The sequence below is a fragment of the Phycisphaerales bacterium AB-hyl4 genome (assembly GCA_041821185.1).
Taxonomy (GTDB): domain Bacteria; phylum Planctomycetota; class Phycisphaerae; order Phycisphaerales; family Phycisphaeraceae; genus Natronomicrosphaera; species Natronomicrosphaera hydrolytica.
Window position 1 is genome coordinate 464,737 of sequence record JBGUBD010000004.1, and the last position, 26,073, is coordinate 490,809.

Consider the following 26,073-nt stretch of genomic DNA (forward strand, 5'->3'; position numbering starts at 1 on the left):
CTCAGTCAGTTCAAGACCAAACGCTATCATGGCCCGCATGATCGCACGCATCGAAGGCATCCTCGAATCCATCGACGAAGATCGCGCCCAGGTCGCCATGCCGGCCGGCTTCACGCTCGACGTGCTGCTGCCGGCCTTCGCCGCCGTCCGCCTCGCGCCTTCGTCCGGCTCGCCGATCACGCTCCACACCGTGCTGTTCATCGAGGCCCAGGCCCAGGGCACGACCATGCTCCCGCGACTCGTCGGCTTCCTCACCCCGGAAGACCGCGCGTTCTACCAACTGTTCATCACCACCAAAGGCATCGGCCAACGCAAGGCCCTCCGCGCCATGACCCTGCCCGTCGGCCAGATCGCCGCCGCCATCGCCGACCGCGACACCGCCCTGCTCCAGAGCCTGCCCGAAATCGGCAAGCGCACCGCCGAGACCATCGCCGTCTCCCTCAGCGGCAAGGTCGACCGGTTCATCCAGCCCACCGCCACCGGCGACGGCGGCCCCACTGCCGCGGTCGGCCTGCCGCGTGGTTCGAGCATCGCCCGCGAAGCGCTGGAAGTGCTCCTGCAACTGGGCGAAAACCGCGCCGAAGCCGTCGCCTGGATCGACCAGGTGCTCGGCCGCGACGACGCCCCCACCGAGGCCGACCAGCTCATCGCCGAGGTTTACCGCCTCAAAGCCGGTACGTGACCCGCTCGGCCGAGGCTCCAACTTGCAGCCGAAAAGAGTTGCTATGATGAACGCCGTAACCCTCGGTGCTGCGTCACAGCACCCTGCGTCGACGTGTGTCGATGCTTTTCGATGAGTCTTTGCCATGAATGTTTTGATTGTGGGCGGGGCAGGCCACGTTGGTTCGATCATTCGGCCGGCCCTTGAACAAACGTACAATTGCCGCTATCTCGACCTGAAACCTGTCCCCGGCGCGGAAGACCGCACCTTCGTCGGCGACGTCAATGATACTGAACTCGTCGACCAGGCCGTGCAGGACCAGAACGCCCTGCTCTACCTGGCGATGGGCAAATCCGAACCCAGCACGAAGCATCCCGGCAACACCAAAGCATCATTTGATGTCAACGTCTGTGGCTTCTACCAGGTGCTCAGGCAGGCACTGAAAGCCGGCGTACGGCAGGTCTGTATGGCCAGTTCGCTCAGCGTCTACAAATCGCTCATCAACCAAGACTTTGCCGTTGATGAGCAAATCCCCGCCGACCACTGGGGGCCGTACGGCTTCAGCAAACGCGTCGCCGAGTTCATCTGCCAAGCCGCCGTCCAGGAATATCCCGACGCCTCCATCCTCGCCCTGCGACTGATCCACCCGCAAAACGAAGAAGGCTGGGCCGAGTTCCTCAACGGCGACGCCAAACCACGATTCCGCATTCGCACCGGACCGGAAGACACACGCAGACTCTTCCTCAAAGCCCTCGAATTCAACGAGCCCGGCTGCCACATCCTCCAGGCCACCGGCGACATGACCGGCGAGCGATTGCCAAACCACCTCGTCCGCGAAATCCTCGGCTGGGAACCCCAACACCAATAATCGCCCACCGCCCAAACCCCTGGGGCTGCCCCCCGCCCGCCTCACGGCATCGGCTGATACAGCACCGACATCGGCGTGCCCAATGACACACGCTGCCCCGTAAACGTCGGCTCGCCCGTCGTCGCGTCAAGCTCAAATACCGTCAGATCGTTCGACTTCTGATGCGCCGCAATCAGATACCGCCCCGTCGGATCAATCGCGAAGTGGCGCGGAAACGTCCCTTCAATCGACACATGCCCCGCCGACTCCAGCCGACCCGTCGACGCATCAATTCGAAACGTCGCCAGGCTGTCGTGCCCGCGGTTCGCGCCATAAAGAAAACGCCCCGACGGATGCACCGCCACCTCAGACGGATAGTTTTCACCCTCGAACCCGCTCGGCAGCGTTGTTTCAGACTGCAACTGCGTCAGCCGACCCGCCTCGACATCAAACGCCAGCGCCAGCACGGTCGAGTCCAGCTCGTTGATCAGGTAAACCACATCCAGCGTCGGGTGAAACGCGAAATGGCGCGGCCCCGCCCCGGCCGCCGCCGTCAGCGAGCCTTCCTCCAGCAGCTCCAGTTGCCCCGCTTCGCTGTTGTAGCGATAGACGAACAGCCGGTCGGCTCCAAGATCCGCCGCCAGCGCAAATCGGCCGGCGGGGTGCACCTGGATCGCATGCGCGTGCGGGCCTTTCTGTCGCCGGGGGTTCGCGCTCGAGCCCGTGTGGGCCACCACGCACGACGCCTCGCCGAGTTGGCCGTCCGCCTGAATCGGCAACACCGCCACTGAACCGGAGCTGTAGTTCGCCACCAGCACGCCCCGCCCCGCCGGGTCCACCGTCACATAGCAGGGGCCATCGCCGCCGGACGGCTGATGGTTGATTAATGTCAGCCCGCCCGTCGCGCGATCCACTGCAAAGGCATAGACCACCCCGACCTTGCCCCCGTCCGCCTGCGACATCGCCCCCACGCTGTACATCCACCGCCCGTTGGGGTGCATCGCCTGAAACGTCGGCCCCTCCGCCTCCACCGCCAGGCAAGGCTCGCTCAATCGGCCTGCCTTGAGATCAAGCTCTGCCAGGTAGACGCCCTTGCTTCCCTCCTGGCTCGCCGTGCCAAGATAGACACGCCAACGGTCGGCCTCACCGTCCGCACCGTCCGCGAACCGGGCCATCCCCAGACAAACAGCCAACATCCCCAGCATCATCAGCAGCATCGACATGCCATCGCTCCCATCTCACAATAAATTCAGTTCAGCGGAACCACTCCGGCATGGTACCGCATCCGTCCATCCTAATCCGCCCGAAGCCCACGGCGTCACGCCGTGGGCTTCTCCCCCCGTCCATCACCCCATATCTGCTACCATCGCCCGCCTGATGACCAAGGCCCTTCCCTACCAGATCGCCGTCCTCTGCTACCTGTTCGACCACGACGGGCAGGTGCTGCTGCTGCACCGCCGCAAGCATCCGAACCGCGAGCTCTACTCCCCCATCGGCGGCAAGCTCGAACAAGGCGACGGCGAAAGCCCCACCGCCTGCGCCGTTCGCGAGATCGAAGAAGAAGCCGGCCTCACCATCTCCCCCTCCGAACTGCACCTGACCGGCATCGTCTCGGAAACCGCGCTGAACAACGAAACCCACTGGCTGATGTTTCTCTACGAAGTGACCCATCCCGTCACCGTCCAGCGCAGCGAATTCGACGAAGGTCGCCTCGAATGGCACGACCCGGCCACGATCGCCAAGCTCGCCCTGCCCGACACCGATCGCCGGGTGATCTGGCCCCTGTTCTGGCGCTACCGCGGCCGCTTTTTCACCGCCCACATCGACTGCCGCGGCGACGCCATGCGCTGGCATCTCGAACAGCCCGCTGCCGACGCCGCGGGCCCGCATGTTCTCCATAACGCCTGACTGTTGCAGCCTTGCCGAAAACACAGCCACGTCGCAACTTCCCGGTTGTCTAACGGAAAAATCGCGCTACTGTTTCCGATAGATAAGCAGAGGTGGATGGCGCAGACTTGCCGAGGCGTTTCGCCAAGCCGACTGCGCACGTCACCGTTGTACCTACATTCTCCGCGCGAGGTGCCGTTTGGGCCTCTTTCAACATGATGACCGTCCGACTCGCCCCTTGGCTCCCTGGGCATTCAGCGACACCGCTTTCTGGGAAACGCTTCAGCCGCTGATCCCCCATACCGCGATGCTGTTGGCGCTGGCCGACCGCGACCACCCCGAGCAGCCGGCCGTACTCAGCTCGCACGGCATCGACGCCGAGCGGCTCCATCGCTGGCACAGCCAGTCCGCCGAGGGCGCCGACGCCGCCAACGAAGTCTTCGCCGACCAGGGCCACCTCCTCCAACAGACCTTCCCCGCCAGCCCCAACACCGCGCAGCAGTGGCATCTTGTCCTGCTGCGCACCGACCGTTCCTTCGAACCGGTCGATCAGCAGTTGGCGTTCGTCGTGCTTCGACAGATCAACGCGGCCTTCGACCACCTGCCCGAGCCGAACCTTCGTCGCCTGCTGATCAGCCATGACCACCGCTTGCTCCACGCCGACCCGCTCAGCGAAGCCAGCGGCCTGCGCGAACCCGCCCTGCTGACGCGTTTCATCGAGCAGTTACGCAAGCTCATCGCCCAGCGGTGGCCCAACCTCGACGATGACGCGGTGCACAACCTCCCCATGATGGTCGATGACGAGCCCACCTGGGTCCGCTTTCGGCGGCGTCTTCCTGTCAACAACCACGCCACCGGCCCCTGGTACGTCGAGATGCGCCCGCTCACCGAGCACGACGCCCCAGCCGTCGGCCTCGTCGACGACGGCCGCGTCGCCCAGGCGATCGCCTACCTCAGCGACAACTACGCCAGCGCCCCCACGCTCAACGACGTCGCCGACGCCGTGCAGGTCAGCTCCTACCACTTTCATCGACTGTTCGTCCGGCACGCGGGCATCAGCCCCAAGCATTACCTGTTGCGCACGCAGCTCATGATCGCCCGCTGGCTGCTGTCGAGCACCCGCAGACCCGTCGGCGACATCGCCACCGCCACCGGCTTCGCCTCCCACGGCCACTTCACCGCCACCTTCCACCGACACCTGGGCATCAGCCCCACAACCTTCCGCGAATCCGCAGCCACCACATAAACGACACAGCAACATCACCACACGACAAAGCCCACGGATGGCCATCCGTGGGCTTTAACGTTACTTCAGCTCAACGCAATCACACACCCATCATCAAATCGAACACCCGCTGATCCAGTTCCTCATAAGGCAGCGGCCGCTCTGCCAGCTTCTTGCGATCAAACTCCCGCTCCAGCAGCGCGTTCGCGTTCGACTTGCTGTACTTGCTCACCAGCTGCTCAGCAGCCTTGCTCTTGCGGTTGATCTGCCGAAGCAGCTTTTGAATGTCCTTGTCCTTGTTGAACTGCTTGACCTTGTGTTCGAGGATTTTGTACGTCCGCATCGACCCGCGGGCGAACGCTTTCACATCGTCATAGTTCGACTGCCGGAACGCGTGGCTGTCGAAATGCTTCAGGCCGTCATACTTGTAATCGACCAGCAACTTCACAAGGAAAAACGAGTGCTTGTAGCTGATGCTGCCGAAGCGGTAGTCCTGATCGAATCGGCCGAACTCCTGATCGTTGAGATCGATGTGAAACAACTTGCCCGCCTCGAGCGCCGCGGCGACCTGGTGCACGAAGTTGAGGCCCGCCATATGTTCGTGAGCCATCTCCGGGTTGACGCCGCACATCTCCGGATGCTTCAGCGTCTGGATGAAAGCGAGGTAGCTGCCGGTGACGGCGTTATAGATGTGGCCGCGCGGTTCGTTGGGCTTGGCTTCGAATGCGAAGCGGTAGCCGAACTTCCGGTCGATGCTGTACTGGCAGAGGAAGTCGATCGCTTCGCGCATGCGCTTGATCGCCACGACCGGGTCCTTCGTCGCATCGCTTTCCGCGCCCTCGCGGCCGCCCCAGAAGACATAGGTCTTCGCGCCGAATTCCGCACCGAGTTCCATCGCCCGCATCACCTTCTGCACCGCGTAGGCGCGGATCTCCGCGTCATTGCTCGTGAACGCGCCGTCTTTGAAGACGGGGTCGCGGAACAGGTCGGTGGTTGCCATGGGCACCTTCAGGCCGGTGCGCTTGAGAGCTTTGCGGAAGTCTTTTTTGATCTGATTGGCTTCGGCGTCGGTGGCGTCGATGGGGATCAGGTCGTTGTCGTGGAAGTTGACGCCGTGCACGCCGGGCACGTCGCCGAGCAGTTCGACGATTTTCGCCGGCTCAAGCTTCTCACGTGTCGGCCCGCCGAAGGGGTCGGCCCCCGGGTTGCCGACGGTCCACAACCCGAACGTAAACTTGTCCGCCGGCTTTGGCGCGAACGGATCAGACTTAGCCATGGAGAGCCTCCCTCTTGTTTCGAAATGACGCGTACGCGAATGAATGAGTTAGTGTGGCGACAGGCGGTGAGCGGGTCAAGCCAACAAGGCGATTGCCTCCGATACACGAACGACTCGATGATGTAAAAACGGTAAATCGCTCAAAATACTGCCCCCACTGGCGAAATATACGTGTACAATGCAACTGCAGGCGACGTCGGCATCATGCTCTGTCGCCCGCATCATATGCCTGCATCAGGCTTTTCCGAGACGGGGGCACTGACCATATGACCCATATTTGTTCTGCTTGAATCGAACGCATTTGGTTTACCCCACCGATGTGAAGCAGTCCGGGTTTGCCATGGGACAGGTACCTGCGGAGGTGACCAATGGCGAAACATCTCAAATGTGATTGTGGCACGATCTTCCAGATTCCTGAGCCGCTGAGCGACCAATCCTTCCAATGCCCCGCCTGCGACGCAGTGGGCCGTATCCCCAAGGTCGTGGTGCAACGTGACACAGCCGGCGACACGTCGGCGAACTTCAGCCTCTGCGACGGCTGCAAGCGCGTCCGGACCGTCGGTGGCATCCTCTGCCAGGCATGCACCTACCAGGCCTACACCGGCCAGAGAATGTCCCGGGGCTTCCAGTTCTGGATGATCCCCGTCGTCGCGGCCGGCGTCCTGCTCCTGCTTGGGATGGGAATGTTCTGGCGCGGCCTCATATTCTAAAGCAAGCACCCGGACCCTCACCGGGCAACCCCCAGTTTCACCTGTGGGCAATGCTGTGCAAGTGATTTTTTAGAGTAGGCAATCTGAAGAAGTTAGAGAATTTTTCAGCGTTGCGCGATCTTTCCATCAAACCCAGGCGTACCATTGGCAGGAGCGTGAACGATAACGAAGACGCGACCCAAAGCGTGCGACCGCAACGCGACTGTAAACCCAAAGACAACAATCCTGAATCAGTGTGGAAGTGTGCTCGCGAGTCGGTCTAAAATGAACTGACGAACGCAGCCTCGGCCACGAAAAACCTCCTTGTTTGCCCCCCTCACGGCCCGCTCGGTGTCCCCCCCACACCGACGGGCCGGTTTTTTGCGCCCATCGCCTCACACCGCTTGCCATACGGTTGGGGTATGAACCTCGGATGTGTTGGAAGCCCACGGCGTCACGTGTGGCCTTCGGCCGTCGATCGAAGAGACCGAGTTTGACGGAACATCTGTATCAGACCCATCACGGCCGAGCTTCGGCGTCGTAGGCCGCCTGGCGACGGTGCGCCTCCGCGTCGGGCGAGACATTGAGATATAGCAGGCTTTCTTCAATCACCCGCTTCACTGGCGGGCCCGCGACGAGGCCGCCGTAGTAGCCGATGCTGCGATCGGGCTTCTGGATGAAGCAGCCGACGATCAGTTCCGGCTCGTCCAGCGGCGCGCCCGCCATGAACGAAGCAACATACTGCCCCTGCTGGTAGCCGCCGTGCACGAGGTCGGGCAGTTGGGCCGTGCCCGTCTTGCCCCAGATGGCGTAAAGGTCGGATTTGGCATGTCGGCCGGTCCCTTCCTCCACCGCCCGACGCAGTACATGACGCGTATGCCGGGCCACGCTGGGTAGGAGCACGCGCTGCTGGATGGGGTTGAACGCCGCATCGTCGGGGTCCACCGCTTCAACCGTCGGCCGAACCAGCAGGCCGTCGTTGCCGAACACCGCAAACGCGCGGACGATCTGCAACGCCGTGACGCCGATCTCCTGCCCCATCGGGATCGATGTTTCCGAGTAGTGATTCCACTGCCGCAGCGGATTGACCAGGCCCACCACTTCGCCGGACAACCCCGAGTCGGTCGTCGCTCCGAAGCCGAAGGCGCGGACGATGTCGTGCAGCTTTTCGTTGCCGATGCGCTGAGCAACAATCGCCATGCCGATGTTGCTCGAGTTCATCAACACCTCTTCCCACGTCAGCTCGCCGAGCGGGCGGGAGTCGCGCAAACGTCGGCCGCGCGGCGAGCGGTATACGCCGCTGGTCGTGCAGTCGATCTTCTCATCAATGCTCGCCGCGCCCATCTGCGTCATCGCCGCCCAGATCATGGGCTTGAAGATCGAGCCCGGCTCGAACACGTCAGTCACCGCCCGGTTCCGCCGATCGTCCCCGCTCGAGTCGCGAAAGCGCGCCGGACTGAAGCTCGGCGCGTGCGCCAACGCGAGAATTTCACCCGTTCGCGGATGCATGACCACGATCTGGCCCGCCTCGGCCTGGTACTTTTCGATCGTCTCGGCCAGTTGCTTCTCGGCGATCTCCTGAATCGTGATGTCGATCGACAACCGCACCGGCTGGCCGTCTTCATGCGGCTGGTACGCGTCGGCGGTCACCCACAACGGCTGGCGCCGCGCGTCGCGGAGGTACTGCATTCGGCCGGGCCGGGGGCGAAGCCGCTCATCAAACTGCCGCTCGATGCCTTCCAGCCCATGCCCGTCCACCCCCACGAAGCCGACGAGATGCCCCGCCCGCATCTGCTTTGGATAATCACGCACCAGCACCGGCTCGACCGCCAGGCCCGGCAGCTTGAAGTCCGCCAGCGCCGCGAGGCGTTCGTCGCTCAGCCGCTCGTCGAGCACGATGTATCGGCTGCCGTGACGCTGGTGTAGCGTCATCTCCACCCACGCCGGGTCGTAGTCGAGCGTGTAGCCGACGTATTCGGAAAAGGTATTGCGGTCGACAATGAGTTGCGGGTCGACGAACAGGCGATAGGCGACTCGCGAACTGGCGATCACCCGCCCCCGCCGATCGAGGATCGCGCCCCGTCGGCCGTGCAGCGTATGCCGACTCGTCTGCGTGTCCAGCCGTTTCGCCACCGGCTCGGCAGGCGAGGTCTGCAACTGCCCCACCCGGACCAGCAGCAGCAGGAACACCAGCGTCAGCAGCACCATCATCACACGGCCGACCCACAACGCCCGCGCCGCACCACGCGAACCATCGTCCGCGCCCGCACCGCTCATCAGGGGTGACCGCGCCATAGGCCTGGCATCGCGCTGCACGCGCAGTCCGTCGTTTGCCGACGCGTCATCGCTGGTCGGGTCGTGGCTCATACTCAATCTCCGCCACCCGCGGGTGCACACTCACCGGCCCCCGCGGCAGCAACGCCGGCGGCACTGCCGGCTCAAGCGAAAGGTCCGCCCGCTCCACCGCGTCACGCAGCGCCTCGGGTTCGAGCCGCTCGGCAATCCGTACCTGAAGGTCCCACGTCTGCTGCCGGACCGCGTCCATCTCCCGATGCACGCGAACCATGTCGTGCATCATCTCCAGCCGATGCTGCCGCAGCCCCAACAGGACCGCGCCAATCGCAGCGGCGAACACGATGGCAACGAACAACTTGGGAAACACGACCCCTCCTCGCAAATCAGCCACTCTCTCAAACACTGCGCCTGAACCGCGGCATCTTCTTGATGCTCAAGTTCGAATGCTCACGGCAGCCGCAGCGTCTGACCCACGCGAAGGCTGTCCGGGCTGGGCAACTGGTCGCGGTTGGCGTCGTAAATGTCGCGCCAGCGTTCGCCGTCGCCCAGTTCACGTTGGGCGATCCGCGTCAGCGAGTCGCCGCCACGGACGGTGTACTGCCGCGACGATCCACCGCTCGATCGGCCGCTGTCACGGCTTGCGCTGCTGCCGCCACTGCCAGCCGCACTGCCGCTGGGCAACTTCAAGGTCATGCCCGCCCGCAGCGCGGTGTCGGAGTCGAGCTTGTCGCTGTTGGCTTCGAGCAGCTCACGCCATCGACTGGCCGAGCCGAGGTGTCGCGCCGCCAGGCCCGAGAGCGTATCGCCCGAGCCGACTTCAATTTCACGCTGCTGCTGCGATCGCGATCGGGTCACATCCTCCACCCGCACCGCCCGCTCCGTGCCCACCGGCTCGAAGCCCGCGTCTCGCAGCGTCAGCGACGAGCGATCGGGGATCACCAGTTCCGTGCCTGCCGACACGCGCCCTTCCGAGCCGACCGTGTCGGGGTTGGCCTCGGCGATGCGACGCCAGTACTCGCCGCTGCCGTAGTAGTTGCGGGCGATCACGTAAAGCGACTCGCCTCGCTGTACCTCATGCGTCACCTGCGCCGCGGCCCGCGTCGGGGTTGCACTGCGGACAGCCGTGTCAACGCGTGACACCTCGGCAGCGGGTGATGTCGGCTCAGCCTCGGCCACACGCTGCGATGCCGACGCGTCACGCCTCGGCTCATCAGGCTCAACGGGCTCAGGCGTGTGGAAAATCCAGTCGTGCGAAAGGTTGATGCTCGGCACGTCGCGCGACTCGCGAGCCTCCGGTGCCGGCTCCGCAGCACGCCGACTCGTTTGAGCCGAGCGTCCATCATCCAGCGACAACGCCGTGGGCAACTGACGCCCCGCCGCCGCGGCGCGACGCTGGGCCTCGGCCTGCTCCGCGGCAGCACGTCGGCGGCGCGTTTCGGCGTCTTCCGAAGCGGGCAGCGGGTCGCGGCGCTGTTCGCGCATCTCACGATCGGCCCGATCATTGAGGGCAAGCTGCTCGCGATGCGACAGGCCGTCGCCGGGGCCGGGGCGGAAGATTGAATCCTGGCTGCGGTCGCCGTGGTCCGCGAGGTCCGCGGGCCCCTGCCGGGCTACCGAAAGCGTATCACTGACGATGATCCCGATTAAGAGGATCACGCCCATGCCAATCAGCAGACCGACCTTCGTTTCGCGTGTCATACCCGTTCGTCCGTGTGTGGGTGCGTGCCGCGTATCCTTGCGGTCGCGGCAGTGTAACAATTCATCTTTATCCCGTCCCGGCCACGCCCTGCCAACGCAGGGCACGCAGCTTGGCCGAGCGACTCCGCGGGTTCGCATCGCGTTCCGCGTCGTCAGCCACCACCGGCTTGCGGGTCAACAGTTCCGCCTCCCCCGCCTCCCGCCAACCCGCAAACGCCCGCTTCACCCGCCGATCCTCCAGCGAGTGAAAGCTGATCAACACTGCCCGCCCGCCCGTCGCGAGCATGCCCGGCAACGCCGCGAGCAAGGCGTCCAACGCCTCCAGCTCGCCGTTGACCGCGATCCGCAGCGCCATGAAGGTCCGCGTCGCAGGGTCGATCCGCGACTTCCGCCCCTGTGGGCCGTACGCTCGGCGGACCAGCTCCGCCAGCGCCGCCGTTGTTTCAATCGGTGATTCAGCGCGGGCTTCCACAATCTTTCGAGCAATTCTTCGGCTAAGCCGCTCCTCGCCGTAACGATAAATCAGGTCAGCCAGATCATGCTGGCTAAGGGTATTTACCAGCGTCGCCGCCGTCAGCGGCTGATCCTGATTCAACCGCATGTCCAGCGGACCCGCGCCGCTGAACGTCAACCCCCGCGACGGATCGTCCATCTGCGTCGACGCAAAGCCGAGGTCTGCAAGCAACCCGTCCACCCGCTCCACCCCGCACCGCCGCAGCACGCTCGCCGCGTCGGCGAAGCTGGCATGCTCCAGCGTCAGCCGAACGTCTGCCTCCTCCGCGATCGGCCGCAGCCGATCCCCCGCCGCCGCGAGGTTGCCCGCATCCAGGTCCAGCCCGATGTAATGCCCGCCTCGCCCCAGTTGCGGCACGATCGCCGCAGCATGCCCCCCGCGCCCCAGCGTCGCGTCGAGCATCACCTCCCCCGGCTGCGCCGCGAGTAACGAAAGCACCGGCTGCATCAACACCGGCACGTGACCATGCGAATCCAAAATGTGTTCGTCAGACATGCCTCAGTTTATAGCATGCCCATAAATCCCCGCCCCAGGCCCCAGCCGACGAGCACCCCCCCCACCCCCCCAAGGCAGAGCGACTTAAGTCGCTCTGCCTCCCCCTGACGACATCCAAGCCCCCTCCCCCCGACCATCGCCTATACTCCCCTCCATGCCACCAACCTTCCACGCCACGACCGTCCTCTGCGTCCGCCGCGGCTCCGACGTCGCCATCGCCGGCGACGGCCAGGTCACCATGCAGCACACCGTCGCCAAGGCCGACGCCGTCAAGGTCCGCAAGCTCGACAGCCTCGGCGTCGACAAAGCCGGCGTCCTCGTCGGCTTCGCCGGCGCCGCCGCCGACGCGTTCGCCCTGCTCGAACGTTTCGAAGGTCATCTGAAAGATTCGCCCGCCAACATCAAAAAGGCCGCCGTCGAGCTCGCCAAGCAGTGGCGTACTGACCGGGCGATGCGTCGGCTGGAAAGCCTGCTCGTCGTCGCCGACCGCGGCACGAGCCTGCTCGTCTCCGGCACGGGCGATGTCATCGAACCCAGCGACGGCATCCTCGCCATCGGCTCCGGCGGCGACTACGCCACCGCCGCCGCCCGCGCCCTGGTCAACCACACCGACCAGTCCCCCGAGCAGGTCTGCAACAACGCCATGCACATCGCCGGCGAGCTGTGCATCTACTCAAACACAAACATCACCGTCGTCACCCTCTAAGGCCGTGCAACTTCAGTTGCACGGCCCACGCGCCCTCCCACGCCCCCTACGCCAGCCGCTCCGCCTCGCCGCACGCCAGTTCATCGTGCAGGCTCAGCACCGGCTGCACATCCGGGTGCACCGCCTCCTCGCCGAACGTGTCCACAAAGCGGCACACCGTCGCCGACCGGCTCGCCTGCTCGTACCGCTGGCTCCACTTTTCGAACGCCTGCCGCCGACGCTCATCCAGCCACGGATACTGCCTCGGCGGCGTCGGCATGCCAACCCGCCACGGCTTCGGGCTCAGCCGCGCGCGAAAACACTGCTGCGCCTCACATAGCCGCACGTACAGCCGATCCGAGTCGAACGCTTCGAGCAGTGCCTTCGTCTCACCATCCGCCGGATCGCAAGGCCGCGAAGTCACCAGCCCGCGATACCCCGCCGCCGTCTCGTACAGCCGCAACCCCAGCCCCGGATGCCGACCCACCACTGCCGCGACCCGCTCCGGCACACCATCCACCACCCGCTCGGGCTTCTTCCCCATCAGCCGGGCGAAAAACCCCACCACCGACGGCCGCGGCCGATCGATGTCCACAAACATCGCCTCCGCCGCATTCAGTACGAACGCCCCATAGATATTTCGTGTAATCGCCCCCACCAGCCGACCTTCATGGTGCAGCTCATCAACGATCGGCTCGCGTAACGGCCGGTCCGCGTAATAGTCCTCACGCAGATCCTCCACCGCCCCCAGCCGATCCCGCATTCGCTCGGCAATACGGCGTGCACGCTCCAGCGCCCGCGCCTCCGCGTCCGCCTGGCTCTGCTCCGACCACCCGACCCCCACGAACTCCCCGTCCGCCGTCGCCTCCCCGTGATGATCAACCGACGCCCGCGCCCAGTACCGGCAGATACGCATGACGTGCCCTTTCCCCAAAAGAGGCCTCGGCCACACCCACCGCAAACACCAGTTCATCGCCAACCGCGACGACGATGCCACCGCCTCATCACGCACCGACCGTCTGCTGATAGCAGTACGTCGGCAACGCCACACGCTGGCCCTGCTCGCTGCTGTCCGCGATCGCCTGGCAGATCGCCAGCGCATCGCGACCCAGTTCGCCCGGCGTCACCGATTCAATCTCGCCATGAATCGCACGGGCAAAGCTCGCATAGCTGTCCGCCGGATCGTCAATCAATTCCGGATGCGACACGACCCGCTCGCCCTGCTCGTCAAACGTGGTCAACTCCAGGCTCGGATCGCCGGGCACGACCTGCAACTTGCCCTTCGTGCCATGAATCTCAAACCCGCTCGCCCCTGCCGGGAACGTCCAGCTCAGTTCCAACACACTCGTGGCCCCGTCCGCGTGTCGCATCAGCGCCCGGACGTTGTCCGGCACTTCCATGCCCGGCGTACGCGCGTTCACATCCCCCTGCACGCTGACAATATCCCCCGCCACCCAGCGAATCACATCCACCATGTGAATGCCGATGTCCAGCAGCAGCCCGCCCTGCGCCGCCTTCGACACAAACCAGTCCGCACCGGGCGACCACCCCTTGTTCGGCGGGCTGCTCCCCGCACGGATGCAACGAACATGCTGCACCTCACCCACGCGCCCCTGCTGCACCAGCGCCGCCATCGTCGCATACAGCCGATGGTAGCGCAGCGACTGATTGATCTGCAGCACCCGCCCCGCCTCCGTCGCCGCCGCCAGCATCCGATCCGCATCCGCCAGCGTGCCCGCGATCGGCTTCTCGCAAAGCACGTGCAACCCGCGGCCCAACGCCGACAGCGTCATCGAACAATGCAGATGGTTCGGCGTGCAAATCGACACCGCGTCCAGCCCGCTGTCCAGCATCGCTTCATAATCCGTAAACACCTTCGCTTCGGGCGCAACCGACTCGCGCAACGCCTCCGCCCGCTTCGCGTCCGGGTCCATCACCGCCGCAATCCGCACGCTCGGCACACGGACAAACCCCGGCGCATGCGACCGCAAAGCAATCTGACCACACCCGACAATGCCAACCCGAATCTCACGCTCTGTCATGCCATCTCCGCATCATTAAAAGTTCACCAGGCGACCCGTCACCAAGCTCCCATCACAATAGCAGAACGCCCCCCGCAGTCGTAGCCCCCGCCCCCCACGCTACAGCCGGCGTTCGATCGGCAGCACGATCGCATCCAGATGCCCATGCGCCGGCTTATGCTTGCGAAACTTGTCCATCGCCGTCAGCAGCGCGTCCACGCTCCCTTCCTCCACCTGCGCGTGCACGACGCTGACATTGCCCGGGAACGTCTGCGTGCCGTAATGCTTCCCGTCGCGATCCTTGCCTTCCATCATCGGGTAGCGAATGTAGTCCGCCACGCCATGCCGATCGAGAATCGCCTCGATCGCATCGGTGTATTCAAAGTGAAAGTGGATCATCACCAGTTTCCGTGTCATGCCGAGGCCTCCGCAACGTCAGGCTCAATCGCGTACTCGTCTTCTTCGCTTGCGCTGCGGAACAGGTTCAGCACCGCTGTCTGCACCTGGTCGATGAGCGTATAAACCACCGGGATCACCAGCAGCGTGAGAAACGTCGACGCCGCGAGACCGACGGCCACCGTCACACCCAGCGGCATCCGCGCCTCGCCGCCCGCGCCGTAGCCCAGCGCGATCGGCATCATGCCCAGCACCGTCGAGATCGCCGTCATCAGCACCGGACGGAACCGCACCTTCGCCGCCTCCTGCGCCGCCGGGATCGGCTGCATGCCGCGGTTGATCAACACGTTCGTATAGTCCACCAGCAGAATCGCGTTCTTCGTCACCAGTCCCATCAGCATGATCAGCCCGATGAACGCGTTGATGTTAAGCGACAGCCCGAACAGCCACAGCCCGCCGAACGCGCCCACCGTCGCCAAAGGCAGCGACATCAGAATCGTCAGCGGATAGATAAACGACTCGAACTGCGCCGACAACACCAGGTAAATAAACACGATCGACAGCACAACCGCGATGCCCAGGTAGTAAAAAGACTCCGCGAACAACTGCGACGTGCCCGCCATCTCATACTGCGCCCCCGCTGGCAACTCCGACTCCAGATAAGCTTCCAACTCGCTGATCGCCTCGCCCAGCGTCACGCCCGGCGGATTGTTCGCCGAGATCGTCGCCGCCCGCATCCGGTTGTACCGATGAATTTCACTCGGGCCGATCGTCTCTTCCAACGTCACCAGATTGTCCATCGCGATCAGCGCCCCCTCCGGCCCGCGCACATAAAGATTACGCAACACCTCCGGCGCCACCGCACCACGCCCCACCACGTCCGTGATCACGTCGTACCGCTCCGCATCCCGCTCAATATTCGAGATCGTCGGCATGCCGAACAGGTATCGCATCGTGTTCGAAATGTCCGCCACCGACACATCCATCTCCGACGCCTTGTCGCGGTCGATGTTCACATCCACCTGCGGATTGTTCAGCTCCAGATTCGTCCGCACACCCACAAACAGATCCGGCCGTGACTGCATCCACTGCATCACCGCGTCCTGCTGAACCGCCAACGTCTCCAGATCCGGATGCTGAATCACCACCTCCACCGGCGAACCACCAACCCCGCCAGGCGATAACTCCATCACAAACGCACGCCCCGCAGGCAACGCGTCAAACTTCTCACGCATGTTCTGCATCACCTGAACCTGATGAACGTCACGCTCATGCCGCGGCGTCAACGTCACAAACGCCAGACCCGAGTTCGGCCGACCCGGCCCGCCCTGCGCCAAACCGATCGCCAGAAACTGGTGACGCACCTCAGGCGTCTCCGCAAGAATCGCCTCGATCTGCCGCGCAAGCACATCCGTCTCACGCAGCGTCGAACCCTGCGGCGTCTCAAAAACAATCATGAACGCCGCCCGGTCCTCCTCCGGCGCAAACTCCGACGGAATGTTCGACACCGCCCAGATGCCCACCGCAAACGCAGCCAACCCCACCAGCACCGTCAAACCCCGATGCTTGAACGCATTGCCCAGCATCCACTGGTAATGCCGATCCAATGCACCAAACGCCTGCTCCGACCAGCGAAACACTCGGCCATGCGACTCCGGCACGCGCAACAGCCGCGAGCACAACACCGGCGTCAACGTCAACGCCACAAACGTCGACGCGAACACCGTCGCCGCCACCGTCAAACCAAACTCCATGAAAAACCGCCCGATCAACCCGCCCGTAAACGCCACCGGCAAAAACACCGCCCCCAGCGAAAGCGTGTTCGCAATCGCCGGGAACGCCACCTCCGTCGTCCCCACCCGCGCCGCGGGCTCGGCCTCCGCGCCTTCTTCCATATGCTGATAGCAACGCTCGAGCACCACGATCGCGTCGTCAATCACAATGCCGATCACCAGGATCAACCCCAACATCGTCAACACATTGATGCTGAAGCCAAGCGTGCTGATGATCGCCATGCCGATCAACAGCGACGTCGGAATCGACACCAGCACGATCAACGTCCCCCGGCCGCTGCGCAAAAACGCCAGCACCACCAACACCACCAGCCCCGTCGCCAGCGCGATCGTCGTCATCAGGTCGCGAATGTTTTCTTCCACAAACTCCGACGCGTCCGTCGCGATGTGATACTCCAGGCCCGGCGAAAACGAGCCTTCAAGCTCCGCCATCCGTTCGCGAATCGACCGCGCAAGCTCCACCGTGTTCGCGTCCGCCTGCTTCACGATCCCCAGCCCCACCGTCACCTCGCCCGAGAAGCGGGCCACCTGCCGGTCTTCCTCGACGCCATCAACCGCTTCACCCACGTCCGACAACCGCACCGGCGAACCGTTGCGATACGCCACGATCAAATCGTTAAACGGCTCGGCACTGTCGAACTGCCCCCGCGTCTGAATCAGAAACTCGCGCTGACCGCCTTCCACACGCCCCGACGGAATGTCCACGTTGTTCGCCTGGATCTTCTCCACCACGTCCTGCACCGTCATCCGGTGGGCCGCCAGCAACTCCGGGTCCAGTCGTATGCGTACCGCGTACTTCCGCTCGCCGCCGATCTGAATCTGACCCACGCCGCGCAACGTCTCCAGCCGCTGCTTCACCTCCCGGTCGGCGTACTCGGTCAATCGCACATCGTCCCACCGCTCATCGCCGGTGAGCGCCACCCACATGATCGCCTGCGCCCCAAGCTCCAGCTTGCGGACAATCGGCGCTTCCGCATCCGTCGGCAGGTCATTGCGCGCCCGCTCGACCGCATCGCGCACATCCTGCGCCGCCACGTCGATATCCCGCCACAACTGAAACTCAGCCGTGATCGTCGCCACCTGCTCGCGAGCCGTCGACGTCAAAAACCGCAAGCCTTCGATCGTGTTGATCTCCGACTCCAACGGCTCGATGATCTCCGACTCAATCACGCCCGGCGCCGCGCCCGGCAGCACGACGTTGACCGAGATAATCGGAAAGTCGACGTCCGGGTTCTCCTGAACCGGCATTTGAACGTAGCCATAGCCGCCGAAGATCGCCGCCACCAGAAAGATGACGATCGTCAGCACGGGTCGACGAATGCAAAAGTTCCAGATCAAAGTAATTCACTCCCCATAATCAGGGGTCAAAGGTCAGTCGGATCACCCAATAAGCCGAGGGCTGAGGAGCAAAGCGACGAAGCCCCGGATCGCCCACCCTCATCTCACCACCCCCCTATTCCCCCCGCGTAGCGATCGCATCATCCGCTTCCGCCGTTTCCGTTACCGCCTCTTCTTCATCTGCCACTGCCCGAACGCGTTCGCCGCCGTTGAGTCGCAGATGTCCTGCCCGGACGACCATTTCGCCCAGATCGACGCCTTCCACGACTTCGACCATGCCATCCCGCCGCAGGCCGGTCCGCACGTTGCGCATCACCGCGCGATCATCTTCCACGACAAACACGCTGTACCCGCGCCGCGTCGCCACCAGCGCCGGCTCGGGCACGACAGGCCGATCCGCATGCTCGCCGATCGTCACCACCGCCGTCGCAAAGCCGCCAGGCTTCAGCGCCTGCTCCGGGTTGTCGATCCGCGCCTTCACGAGCAGGTCGCGCGTGCCTTCGTCGATCGACGGGCTGACAAAATCCACCACGCCTTCAAACGACTGGTCCGGGTACGCCGTCACGCGAATCGTCACCGGTTGACCACGCTGCACCCGCCCCATGTATCGCTCGGGCATCGAAAACGTCATCTCCAGCGGGTCAACCTGATACAGCCGGGCAAGGTCCTCGCCCACCCCGATGTACGCGCCGCGATCGACCAGCCGTTGCGAGATCATGCCGTCAAACGGCGCACGGATGCGTGTATCTTCCATCTCACGTTCCACGAGCGCGACCTCGGCCTGCAATTGCTCGACCTCCGCCTCCGCACCGCTCAGCTCCGACTGGGCCCGGTCATACTCATCTTCCGACACCACGCCGCGTTCGCGAAGCTGCTCCTGGCGATCAAACGTGCGCTGAGCATTCGCCAGCCGAACCTCCGCCGACCGCTGCGACGCCCGCCGCGAGGCGAGTTGGCGCTCCATCTTTCCGTCATCAATCTCAACGAGCAGCTGCCCTTCCGACACCGCGCCGCCTTCCTCAAACTCAATCGACCGCACTCGGCCAGCCACTTCCGAACGCAGCACCACCGACGCCGACGCCCGCAACGTGCCCACGCCACGCACCGTCTCGCGCAGCGTCATGCCGCTGACCTCTGCCAGCTCCACGGGCATCTCACGCTCGGCTCGCTCGCCCGTGTCCTCCTCATCCCTCGGCATGAACGTGAGCGCAACCACCAGCGCAATGCCCGCCAGCAGCAACACCGCCGCCAGAACGCCCGGCCAACGCCGCGCCGCCCCCGGCTTCCCCCCCTTGCCCTGCCGAGCCGAAGCCTGCTTCCGCTCGTTTGTCTTTTTCTCAGACACGGTCATGAACTGGCCTTTCTGCGGGTCTGCCCTGCCTTGCGCTTGCCCGCCCGACTGCCGCCGGGCCGCTTCCTTGTCTCAGTCCTGCTGTTCGCCTTCAACGTCTCGCGATCGCCTGGCTCGAAACAACCATACATCACGACATCCAATATCTCGTCCGCCTGCTGCTGAAACGACTTCCGTCGGCCGGCGAAGTGGTTCGTGAAAATCGCCCCGTACATCACGTTGTCCATCACATCGATGATCCGGTCCGGCGGCAGCTTCCGCATTAACCCCTCGGCCTGCAACGCCTTGATCCGCTCACGACGGTCGGCCCGGCACTGATCCACATAAAAAAAGTAGGTCGACTGCTTGCGATCCTTAAACTCCGCTCGCTCCTGCATCAGCAGCTCCACCAGCTCCGGCTGCGTATCGAAGTACGCCAGATACGCCTCCACCGCCCGGCGCATCTGCTCCACCGGGTCCGCCTCCGCCTCGACCTGCTCGTCGATCGCCGACTGAAGCCGACGCATCCCCCGGTCCACCGCCGCGAGGAACAACGCCTCCTTCGTCGGAAAGTACCGATACACCGTGCCCTTGCCCAGGCTCAGCCGGTCGGCGATCACCTGCACATCCGTCAACCGATACCCATGCTCGGCAAACACCGCCACCGCCACATCGAGGATCTCGTCACGCCGACGCGCAACCAGCGCCTCATCGCGCGGCCGACCGGGTTTTCGAGGGAAGCGGGGCATCGCGAGAGTTTAGTGACGGACACGTCCGTCATCAAGTTCACCCCCACAACAAAACCCGCCTCAGCCCGATGCGGATACCCCGCCTGACGGAAAGCCCCTCCCTGCCGAGGGAGGGGGCCAAACCCATTGACGCATCGCCCCACGCAACCCGCCCGGTTGAGCTACAATGTCCCGCTGTCATGAATGTCACACTCAACGGTGAAAAGCAGGATGTCAACGCACGCACCGTGCGCGAACTCGTCGAGCAGCTCGGCATGGGCAAGCAGGCCGTCGCCGTCGAGGTCAACCGCGAACTCGTGCCCCGCAAGCTCCACGACAGCACCGAACTGAACGAAGGCGACGTCATCGAACTCGTCACCCTCGTCGGCGGCGGGTGACCGCCCGAAGCCCAAATTCGAAATCCGAAATCCGAAATCCGAAATCCGAAATTCGACCCCCCATGACCGACACCACTGAAACACCGCTCGACCAGCCGCTGCACGTCGCCGGCCGTACGCTCAACTCCCGCCTCATCGTCGGCACAGGCAAGTACGCCGACTACGAGCAGATGCAGCGTGCTCTCGACGCCTCCGGCAGCGAGGTCATCACCGTCGCCGTCCGCCGCGAACGCCTCATCGACAAAGAGGGTCGATCGCTGCTCGACTACATCGACACCGACCGCTACACCATCCTCCCCAACACCGCCGGCTGCTTCACCGCCGACGACGCCGTCCGCGTCGCCCGCCTCGGCAGGGAGATTCTCGACCAGCTCGACAACCCCGGCAAGGCGTGGGTCAAACTCGAAGTGCTCAACGACAAGAAGACCCTGCTGCCCGACCCGGTGGGCACGCTCGAAGCCACGCGCGAACTCGTCAAAGACGGCTTCAAAGTGCTCTGCTACACCAGCGACGACCCGGTCATGGCGACCAAGATCAAAGAGGCCGGCGCCGCCAGCGTCATGCCCGCCGGCTCGCCCATCGGCTCCGGGCAGGGCGTGCTCAACGCCAACAACATCGCCATCATTCTTGAGCTGCTTAAAGAAGGCGACCCCGACTACCCCGTCATCGTCGACGCCGGCGTCGGCACCGCCAGCGACGTGAACATCGCCATGGAACTCGGCGCCGACGGCGTGCTGCTGAACACCGGCATCGCCCACGCGAAAGACCCGGTGCGCATGGCCCATGCGATGCGCCACGCCACCCTCGCCGGTCGCCTCGCCTACCTCGCCGGCCGCATCCCCAAAAAGCTCTACGCCACCGCCAGCAGCCCCTGGGAAGGCGTCGTCAGCTACATCCCCGGCGAGTGATCGCGCTGCGCGATCGCCTCGCGTACCGCCGGGTGTTGCAGCAGGTCGTGGAAGCAGGCGTAAAAATTCGTGTCGCCCAATGGCTTGCCATAGCACATCTGCAGAATCTTCACGCAAAGCGTGAAGTTCGCTTCAACCACCACCGGCCCGTCCGTGCTCATCGTCACGTCCCACCCTACGAAGCCGGTGTATTGCGTCGCCTCGTGCGCCGCGCGGGCCAACTCGTTCAGCTCGTTCCAGCAGGTCAGCAGCTCACCTTCGATGCGCTCGCCCGTGTCCGGGTGCACGTCCAGGTCGGCCCCGATGGGAAACAGCGTCACGCCGGCAGAGAGTCGGCCCGTCGCCACGTCCACCGCCGCGGCGATCCCGCCCGCATGAAAATTATCAACATGAGCATCACCCCTCGGCATCCGCATACACGCCGCGAGGGTCTGCACTTCATCATCAAGCCGAAACGTCACCACCCGCACCGTGCTCAGGCCGCCCGGCGTCCACTTCGCCATCGACGCATCGTTGCGCAACTGCGGCTGCAGAAGAAACAGCCGATCCGACGCCAACGACTTCAAGTGTGCCACCATCTGATCATGATCGCATCGCACACCGTCACGCAGCCACTGCCGCGTGTCCGGGTCGTACGCCCAACGCTCCGTGCCCCGGCCGCAGTACCAGTCCGTCGGTTTGATGAACAGCCCGCAGGCCGGCAACTTCAGCTCCGCCTGCCCATCGGTCGGCTCGACCCGCCCGCCTTCCGCGAACGCGAAGATCGGCACGCTCGGCAGTCCCTTCGCGCGACAGGTCGTCCAGAACTTTCGCTTGTCCCCCAACTCGCCCGCACCAGGCAGCCGAACGTGCGGAAACAGCACGCAAATATCGTGATGATGGATGTACTTAAGCACATCCCGGCGGCGCTCCGGCAGATAAAAGCGAAAATGGTAATACGTCTCCGGCACGATGTTGTAACGCACCGCCAGCCACATCATCGCCAGCACCTGCCGCCACGGCGGACCCCCGCCACGCAACCGGGCAAACTCGCCCGCCTCGCTGTACGCCCCCTGCCACGCCAGCCGCCACGCCGCCAGCGGCCACGCCACCCCCGCCGCCAGCCGCGCGAATCGACGACGCCTCAGATACAGCTGATCCGCCAGCCGCCTCAACTGACTGCACTCATCCTGCCGCCAGCGGTACGCCGTCCACGGCATGGTGACCTTCGGGTGATCCATGCTCAGAAGCTGCCGCACGCGCGTCGGCAACCAACGCCCGACGCGTGAGCGTAAGCCGCTGCCTTGCGGCCCCGCTCCTTGCTCTTCATGCTGCTCAAGCACCACGGCCATTGTCTGCCACCCCCTTTAAAGCCATCTCCGCCGACCCTCGCGAACGCGAGGCCGCCACGACCCCACCTACTCTACCCCGGCCGACGCTGACATCACATCAAAACTATCGGCCAGCAGCAGCGCGATCACCACCGCCCCGCCGCCGTCGCGCTGCGCCAGGTGCACCGTCGCGTCGTGCAACTGCTGCTCAGCGAACAGGCTCGTCTGCATCGACCGCGCAAACGCTGGCAATCCCCAAGGCTCGTAAGTCGTGTAGTCCGGCTGCGTGTGATGCAGGTGAAAGCTCGCCACCTGCTCAACCCGCGCCTGCCAGTCGCGACGCGCCGTCAGCCGAGCGAGTCGATCCAGCGCGTGCAGCCCGGCCAACTCGCGATAGGTCCAGAAGTCGAGCGGCTCATCCGCATCCTGCACATGCAGCGCGTCCGCAGGCGGTCGGCCGTCGTCACGTGCAATCAACTGCTCAACGGTCGGCGTGCCCTCGCCCTGCTGATCGTCCGATCGCACACATCGCTGAGGCGTAGCCAACCCCTGTGGCAGGGCAAGCTCCGCGCTGCTCGTCATACACAACGTCCGCCACAGCCGAAACGAGATCGTGCCCGCATCCGGCGACGCCGCCAGCGCGTCGGCCGCTCGCGCGAGCAACCCCTCCACCTCGCTGCGGGTCACATCATCCAACGTCGGCCGAACCTTCGTATAGCTTCGCAGATAAAGATGGACGACGAGCGGCCAATAGACGTCCCGCCACTGACCGCCGGGCGAGCGTAGCGGGCGGTCGTCGTCGGCCGGGTCGTCCGCGATGCATGCCAGGCTCGCCGCCCCCGCATGCCACGCATCATCCGCTGCCGTGTCATGCAACAGCACGCGCGCCGCCGGCAGCCCCACGCGGATGTCGCGCGACGCATCACCCGCCCCAACCCGCGCAGCCCGCTCCAGCGCCTGCTCCGCGAGATTGGCCACCATCGGCCGATACCGGCTAAACTGACTCATAACGGATTCACCATGCAACAACAGCCCTCCCCCACCACACAGCATACCGCCGACGACCACCACTGGGTCGACCTCGGCCCGACCGCCGACTACCCCGAAGGCGAACAGGTCTGCACCACCGCCGTGGGCAAGCCACTGGTCGTCTTCAACATCGAAGGCGACTTCCACGTCATCGCCAACGTCTGCCCCCACGCCGGCCTCCCCCTCGGCGACGGCGACCGCCGCGGCATGGTCATCACCTGCCCCTACCACGGCTACACCTACAACATCAAAAACGGCCGAAACATCGACTGGCCTCACGACGAGCCGCCAGTCAAAACCTACCCCGTACGCATCCACCAGGAGAAGTTACAAGTGCAAATGCAATCACCCAAGAAAGACGAAGACACCAAACGCGGCCCCGCCCCCGCCGACACGCCCGACGATGAAAAAGACGCCTGCGACCCCACCCAAAAGCCCGAAGGCGCCCCGCAGGACCCCGACTGCCCCGACGGCTACCCCGACCGCGAAGCACCCAAAGGCCGACCCGAGTAAAGGCAAATTTCTAATTGCTGATCGCTGATCGCTAATGTTGCCCGAGCAGACATGGCCGTTCCGCCAATCAGCAATTAGAAATCAGCGATTAGAAATCAGCAATGCCCACCCCCCTCGACCAACTCAACGCCAACCGCGACGCCGCTGTCGATCGGCTCACTGCGCTGCTACGCATCCCCAGCGTCAGCACCGACCCCGCCTACGCCAGCGACGTCAACGCCGCCGCCGACTGGGTTGCCGACCACCTGCGTGCCTCCGGCCTTGACGCTCGCATCATGCCCACCGCCGGCCACCCCGTCGTCTACGCCGCCACCACCGACGACCAAGTCACTAACCCCGACGCCCCGCGCCTGCTCTTCTACGGCCACTACGACGTCCAACCCCCCGACCCCATCGACAAATGGACTACCCCGCCATTCGAACCCACAGTCCGCGACGGCTCGCTCTACGCCCGCGGCGCCAGCGATGACAAAGGCCAAATCATGTGCTTCCTCGAAGCACTCCGCGCCTACCACGACGCCGCCCCCGGAAGCGCCTCAAAACTCCCCTGCCACGTCACCGTCCTTATCGAAGGCGAAGAAGAGTGTGGCAGCGTCAACCTCCCCGCCTTCATAGAGCAATACGAAGACCTGCTCCGCGCCGACGTTGCCGTCGTCTCCGACACCAGCATGTGGGACGCCCACACCCCGGCCATCACCTACGCCCTCCGCGGCCTGCTCTACTTCGACATCCAACTGCACGGCCCGTCGCGCGACCTCCACTCCGGCGTCTATGGCGGAACCATCCCCAACCCCGCCACCATCCTCACCCAGGTCCTCGGCAACCTCTTCGACGAAAACCACCGCGTCACCATCCCCGGCTACTACGACCACGTTCAGCCACTCACCGACGACGAACGCCAACTCTGGCAACGCCTCGCCTTCAACGAACGCAACTACCTCAACGCCATCGGACTCGCCCAAGGCTTCGGCGAAACCGGCTACACCACCCTCGAACGACGTTGGTCACGACCCGCTTGCGATATCAACGGCCTCTACGGCGGCTACGGCGGCGAAGGCGCGAAAACCGTCATCCCCAGCTTCGCCGGCGCGAAAGTCAGCTTCCGGCTCGCCGCAGACCAGCAGCCCGACCACATCGCCGACGCCTTCAACCAATGGCTCAACGATCAACCCACGCACGGCCTCACGTGGAAGATCACCGAGCACGGCCGAGCCTACCCCGCCGCCGTCCCCACCGACTCGCCATGGATCGCCGCCGCCAGCAAAGCCATCGAACACGCCGCAGGTCGCCCACCCGTCCTCGTCCGCGAAGGCGCGACCATCCCCGTCATCGGCGACTTCAAACGACTGCTCGACCTCGACAGCCTCCTCATCGGCTTCGGGCTTAACGGCGACAACATCCACTCCCCCGACGAGCACCTCGGCCTCGACCGCTTCCACCTCGGCTGCCAGACCCACGCCGCCCTCCTCCAACAAATTGCAAACACCCCCTGACCGCCCGAAGCCCCCATCCCAAAACCACAAACCACAAACTACAAACCAGAAACCACAAACCTTCACCTCCCCCCACCACCGCGCCTATGCTTGACCAGGGGTATGTCGCCCCTGTTATTCGACGCAAGTGAAAGGCAGGTGAGAAATGGTCAGCCGAGCAAACCTATTTGGACTTCGACGCCAACGTCCCATGAACGAAGTGCGATCGGAACTGCAAACCCTCCAGCGTGACCTGGGCAAGGTCCGCAACGATCTGGGCGACCTCGCCAACGCCTTATACGAGGCCGGCCGAGGCAGCGCGGACACCGCCAGCCGCGAGTTCAGCGACCGGATCAAGCAGCTCAATCAGGCTTACGCCTCCGCCCGTCGCCGGGGGGATCAGATGATCGACACGTTCAGCGATCGCCCGGTTGCCAGCCTGATCGGCGCCTTCGCCGTGGGCCTCGTCCTCGCCGGCCTGGTCGCGATGGCGAGCATGATGAAACGCTCCTGACGCCCGCCCCCCGGGCCGCTCCCCTCGACGCAAATCGCTTCCCAAAAAGAA

The 26,073-nt window shown here is 64.4% G+C and carries 25 protein-coding genes; 11 read left to right on the forward strand and 14 right to left on the reverse strand.

Annotation, left to right across the window (positions count from 1 at the left end):
* Positions 1–28: 28 nt before the first annotated feature.
* Complete coding sequence (ruvA, locus tag ACERK3_08565; protein MFA9478347.1) at positions 29–682, forward strand: Holliday junction branch migration protein RuvA; 654 nt, start codon at positions 29–31, stop codon at positions 680–682.
* A gap of 124 nt (positions 683–806) precedes the next feature.
* Positions 807–1,529, forward strand: coding sequence for an NAD-dependent epimerase/dehydratase family protein (locus ACERK3_08570; protein MFA9478348.1), 723 nt, complete (start codon positions 807–809; stop codon positions 1,527–1,529).
* 41 nt (positions 1,530–1,570) lie between these two features.
* Here ACERK3_08570 and ACERK3_08575 read toward each other — a convergent pair whose 3' ends face one another.
* Complete coding sequence (locus tag ACERK3_08575) at positions 1,571–2,731, reverse strand: lactonase family protein (GenBank protein MFA9478349.1); 1,161 nt, start codon at positions 2,729–2,731, stop codon at positions 1,571–1,573.
* Between the two features lie 154 nt (positions 2,732–2,885).
* On the opposite strand from ACERK3_08575, the gene ACERK3_08580 reads away from it, so the two are divergent.
* A complete protein-coding gene (locus ACERK3_08580; GenBank protein ID MFA9478350.1) occupies positions 2,886–3,416 on the forward strand; it encodes an NUDIX domain-containing protein in 531 nt (176 codons plus the stop codon).
* Positions 3,417–3,633: 217 nt separating this feature from the next.
* On the forward strand, positions 3,634–4,641 hold the full coding sequence (locus ACERK3_08585; protein ID MFA9478351.1) for a helix-turn-helix transcriptional regulator: 1,008 nt from the start codon (positions 3,634–3,636) through the stop codon (positions 4,639–4,641).
* A 79-nt stretch (positions 4,642–4,720) separates the two neighbouring features.
* Here the strand turns inward: ACERK3_08585 and xylA are convergent, their stop codons facing one another.
* Complete coding sequence (gene xylA, locus ACERK3_08590) at positions 4,721–5,896, reverse strand: xylose isomerase (protein ID MFA9478352.1); 1,176 nt, start codon at positions 5,894–5,896, stop codon at positions 4,721–4,723.
* Between the two features lie 368 nt (positions 5,897–6,264).
* Between xylA and ACERK3_08595 the strand changes: the two genes are divergently transcribed.
* Complete coding sequence (locus ACERK3_08595) at positions 6,265–6,606, forward strand: hypothetical protein (GenBank protein ID MFA9478353.1); 342 nt, start codon at positions 6,265–6,267, stop codon at positions 6,604–6,606.
* A 498-nt stretch (positions 6,607–7,104) separates the two neighbouring features.
* Here the strand turns inward: ACERK3_08595 and ACERK3_08600 are convergent, their stop codons facing one another.
* The 4 genes from ACERK3_08600 to rsmH all read right to left on the reverse strand — a co-directional run bounded on the left by ACERK3_08600 (position 7,105) and on the right by rsmH (position 11,587).
* On the reverse strand, positions 7,105–8,952 hold the full coding sequence (locus tag ACERK3_08600) for a peptidoglycan D,D-transpeptidase FtsI family protein (GenBank protein MFA9478354.1): 1,848 nt from the start codon (positions 8,950–8,952) through the stop codon (positions 7,105–7,107).
* The gene (locus ACERK3_08605; GenBank protein MFA9478355.1) at positions 8,927–9,247 is read right to left on the reverse strand and encodes a hypothetical protein; all 321 of its coding nucleotides are present in this window, start codon (positions 9,245–9,247) and stop codon (positions 8,927–8,929) included. Before ACERK3_08605 ends, ACERK3_08600 begins: the two co-directional genes overlap by 26 nt.
* An 80-nt stretch (positions 9,248–9,327) precedes the next feature.
* Positions 9,328–10,578 carry a LysM peptidoglycan-binding domain-containing protein gene (locus ACERK3_08610; protein ID MFA9478356.1) on the reverse strand — a complete coding sequence of 417 codons (1,251 nt, stop codon included), beginning with the start codon at positions 10,576–10,578 and terminating at the stop codon, positions 9,328–9,330.
* Positions 10,579–10,645: 67 nt separating this feature from the next.
* Positions 10,646–11,587 carry a 16S rRNA (cytosine(1402)-N(4))-methyltransferase RsmH gene (gene rsmH, locus ACERK3_08615; GenBank protein ID MFA9478357.1) on the reverse strand — a complete coding sequence of 314 codons (942 nt, stop codon included), beginning with the start codon at positions 11,585–11,587 and terminating at the stop codon, positions 10,646–10,648.
* A gap of 154 nt (positions 11,588–11,741) precedes the next feature.
* On the opposite strand from rsmH, the gene hslV reads away from it, so the two are divergent.
* Positions 11,742–12,293: an ATP-dependent protease subunit HslV gene (gene hslV / locus ACERK3_08620; GenBank protein MFA9478358.1), complete on the forward strand. Its 552-nt coding sequence runs from the start codon at positions 11,742–11,744 to the stop codon at positions 12,291–12,293.
* 46 nt (positions 12,294–12,339) lie between these two features.
* Here hslV and ACERK3_08625 read toward each other — a convergent pair whose 3' ends face one another.
* The 6 genes from ACERK3_08625 to ACERK3_08650 all read right to left on the reverse strand — a co-directional run bounded on the left by ACERK3_08625 (position 12,340) and on the right by ACERK3_08650 (position 19,899).
* Positions 12,340–13,188 (reverse strand): hypothetical protein, encoded by an 849-nt coding sequence (locus tag ACERK3_08625; protein MFA9478359.1) that lies wholly within the window; start codon positions 13,186–13,188, stop codon positions 12,340–12,342.
* Positions 13,189–13,276: 88 nt separating this feature from the next.
* Complete coding sequence (locus ACERK3_08630) at positions 13,277–14,314, reverse strand: Gfo/Idh/MocA family protein (GenBank protein ID MFA9478360.1); 1,038 nt, start codon at positions 14,312–14,314, stop codon at positions 13,277–13,279.
* Positions 14,315–14,413: 99 nt separating this feature from the next.
* Positions 14,414–14,710 carry a PG0541 family transporter-associated protein gene (locus tag ACERK3_08635; protein MFA9478361.1) on the reverse strand — a complete coding sequence of 99 codons (297 nt, stop codon included), beginning with the start codon at positions 14,708–14,710 and terminating at the stop codon, positions 14,414–14,416.
* A complete protein-coding gene (locus ACERK3_08640; GenBank protein MFA9478362.1) occupies positions 14,707–17,820 on the reverse strand; it encodes an efflux RND transporter permease subunit in 3,114 nt (1,037 codons plus the stop codon). Before ACERK3_08640 ends, ACERK3_08635 begins: the two co-directional genes overlap by 4 nt.
* Positions 17,821–17,935: 115 nt before the next feature.
* Positions 17,936–19,171, reverse strand: coding sequence for an efflux RND transporter periplasmic adaptor subunit (locus ACERK3_08645; protein MFA9478363.1), 1,236 nt, complete (start codon positions 19,169–19,171; stop codon positions 17,936–17,938).
* Positions 19,168–19,899: a TetR/AcrR family transcriptional regulator gene (locus ACERK3_08650; protein ID MFA9478364.1), complete on the reverse strand. Its 732-nt coding sequence runs from the start codon at positions 19,897–19,899 to the stop codon at positions 19,168–19,170. Before ACERK3_08650 ends, ACERK3_08645 begins: the two co-directional genes overlap by 4 nt.
* 179 nt (positions 19,900–20,078) lie before the next feature.
* On the opposite strand from ACERK3_08650, the gene thiS reads away from it, so the two are divergent.
* Entirely contained in the window at positions 20,079–20,276 is a 198-nt protein-coding gene (gene thiS / locus ACERK3_08655; GenBank protein MFA9478365.1) for a sulfur carrier protein ThiS, read from the forward strand.
* Positions 20,277–20,338: 62 nt separating this feature from the next.
* Entirely contained in the window at positions 20,339–21,184 is an 846-nt protein-coding gene (locus tag ACERK3_08660; GenBank protein MFA9478366.1) for a thiazole synthase, read from the forward strand.
* On the opposite strand, the gene ACERK3_08665 is transcribed toward ACERK3_08660, so the two are convergent.
* Both ACERK3_08665 and ACERK3_08670 read right to left on the reverse strand, forming a co-directional pair.
* Positions 21,166–22,515 carry a sugar-transfer associated ATP-grasp domain-containing protein gene (locus ACERK3_08665; protein MFA9478367.1) on the reverse strand — a complete coding sequence of 450 codons (1,350 nt, stop codon included), beginning with the start codon at positions 22,513–22,515 and terminating at the stop codon, positions 21,166–21,168. The two genes, ACERK3_08660 and ACERK3_08665, sit on opposite strands and share 19 nt — an antisense overlap.
* A 66-nt stretch (positions 22,516–22,581) precedes the next feature.
* Complete coding sequence (locus ACERK3_08670) at positions 22,582–23,502, reverse strand: hypothetical protein (protein MFA9478368.1); 921 nt, start codon at positions 23,500–23,502, stop codon at positions 22,582–22,584.
* A gap of 12 nt (positions 23,503–23,514) precedes the next feature.
* Here ACERK3_08670 and ACERK3_08675 point away from each other — a divergent pair, with 12 nt between their 5' ends.
* The 3 genes from ACERK3_08675 (at position 23,515) to ACERK3_08685 (ending at position 26,022) form a co-directional block, all read left to right on the forward strand.
* On the forward strand, positions 23,515–24,036 hold the full coding sequence (locus ACERK3_08675) for a Rieske (2Fe-2S) protein (protein MFA9478369.1): 522 nt from the start codon (positions 23,515–23,517) through the stop codon (positions 24,034–24,036).
* 101 nt (positions 24,037–24,137) lie between these two features.
* Complete coding sequence (locus ACERK3_08680; GenBank protein ID MFA9478370.1) at positions 24,138–25,529, forward strand: dipeptidase; 1,392 nt, start codon at positions 24,138–24,140, stop codon at positions 25,527–25,529.
* 190 nt (positions 25,530–25,719) lie between these two features.
* Positions 25,720–26,022 (forward strand): hypothetical protein, encoded by a 303-nt coding sequence (locus tag ACERK3_08685; protein ID MFA9478371.1) that lies wholly within the window; start codon positions 25,720–25,722, stop codon positions 26,020–26,022.
* Positions 26,023–26,073: the final 51 nt, after the last annotated feature.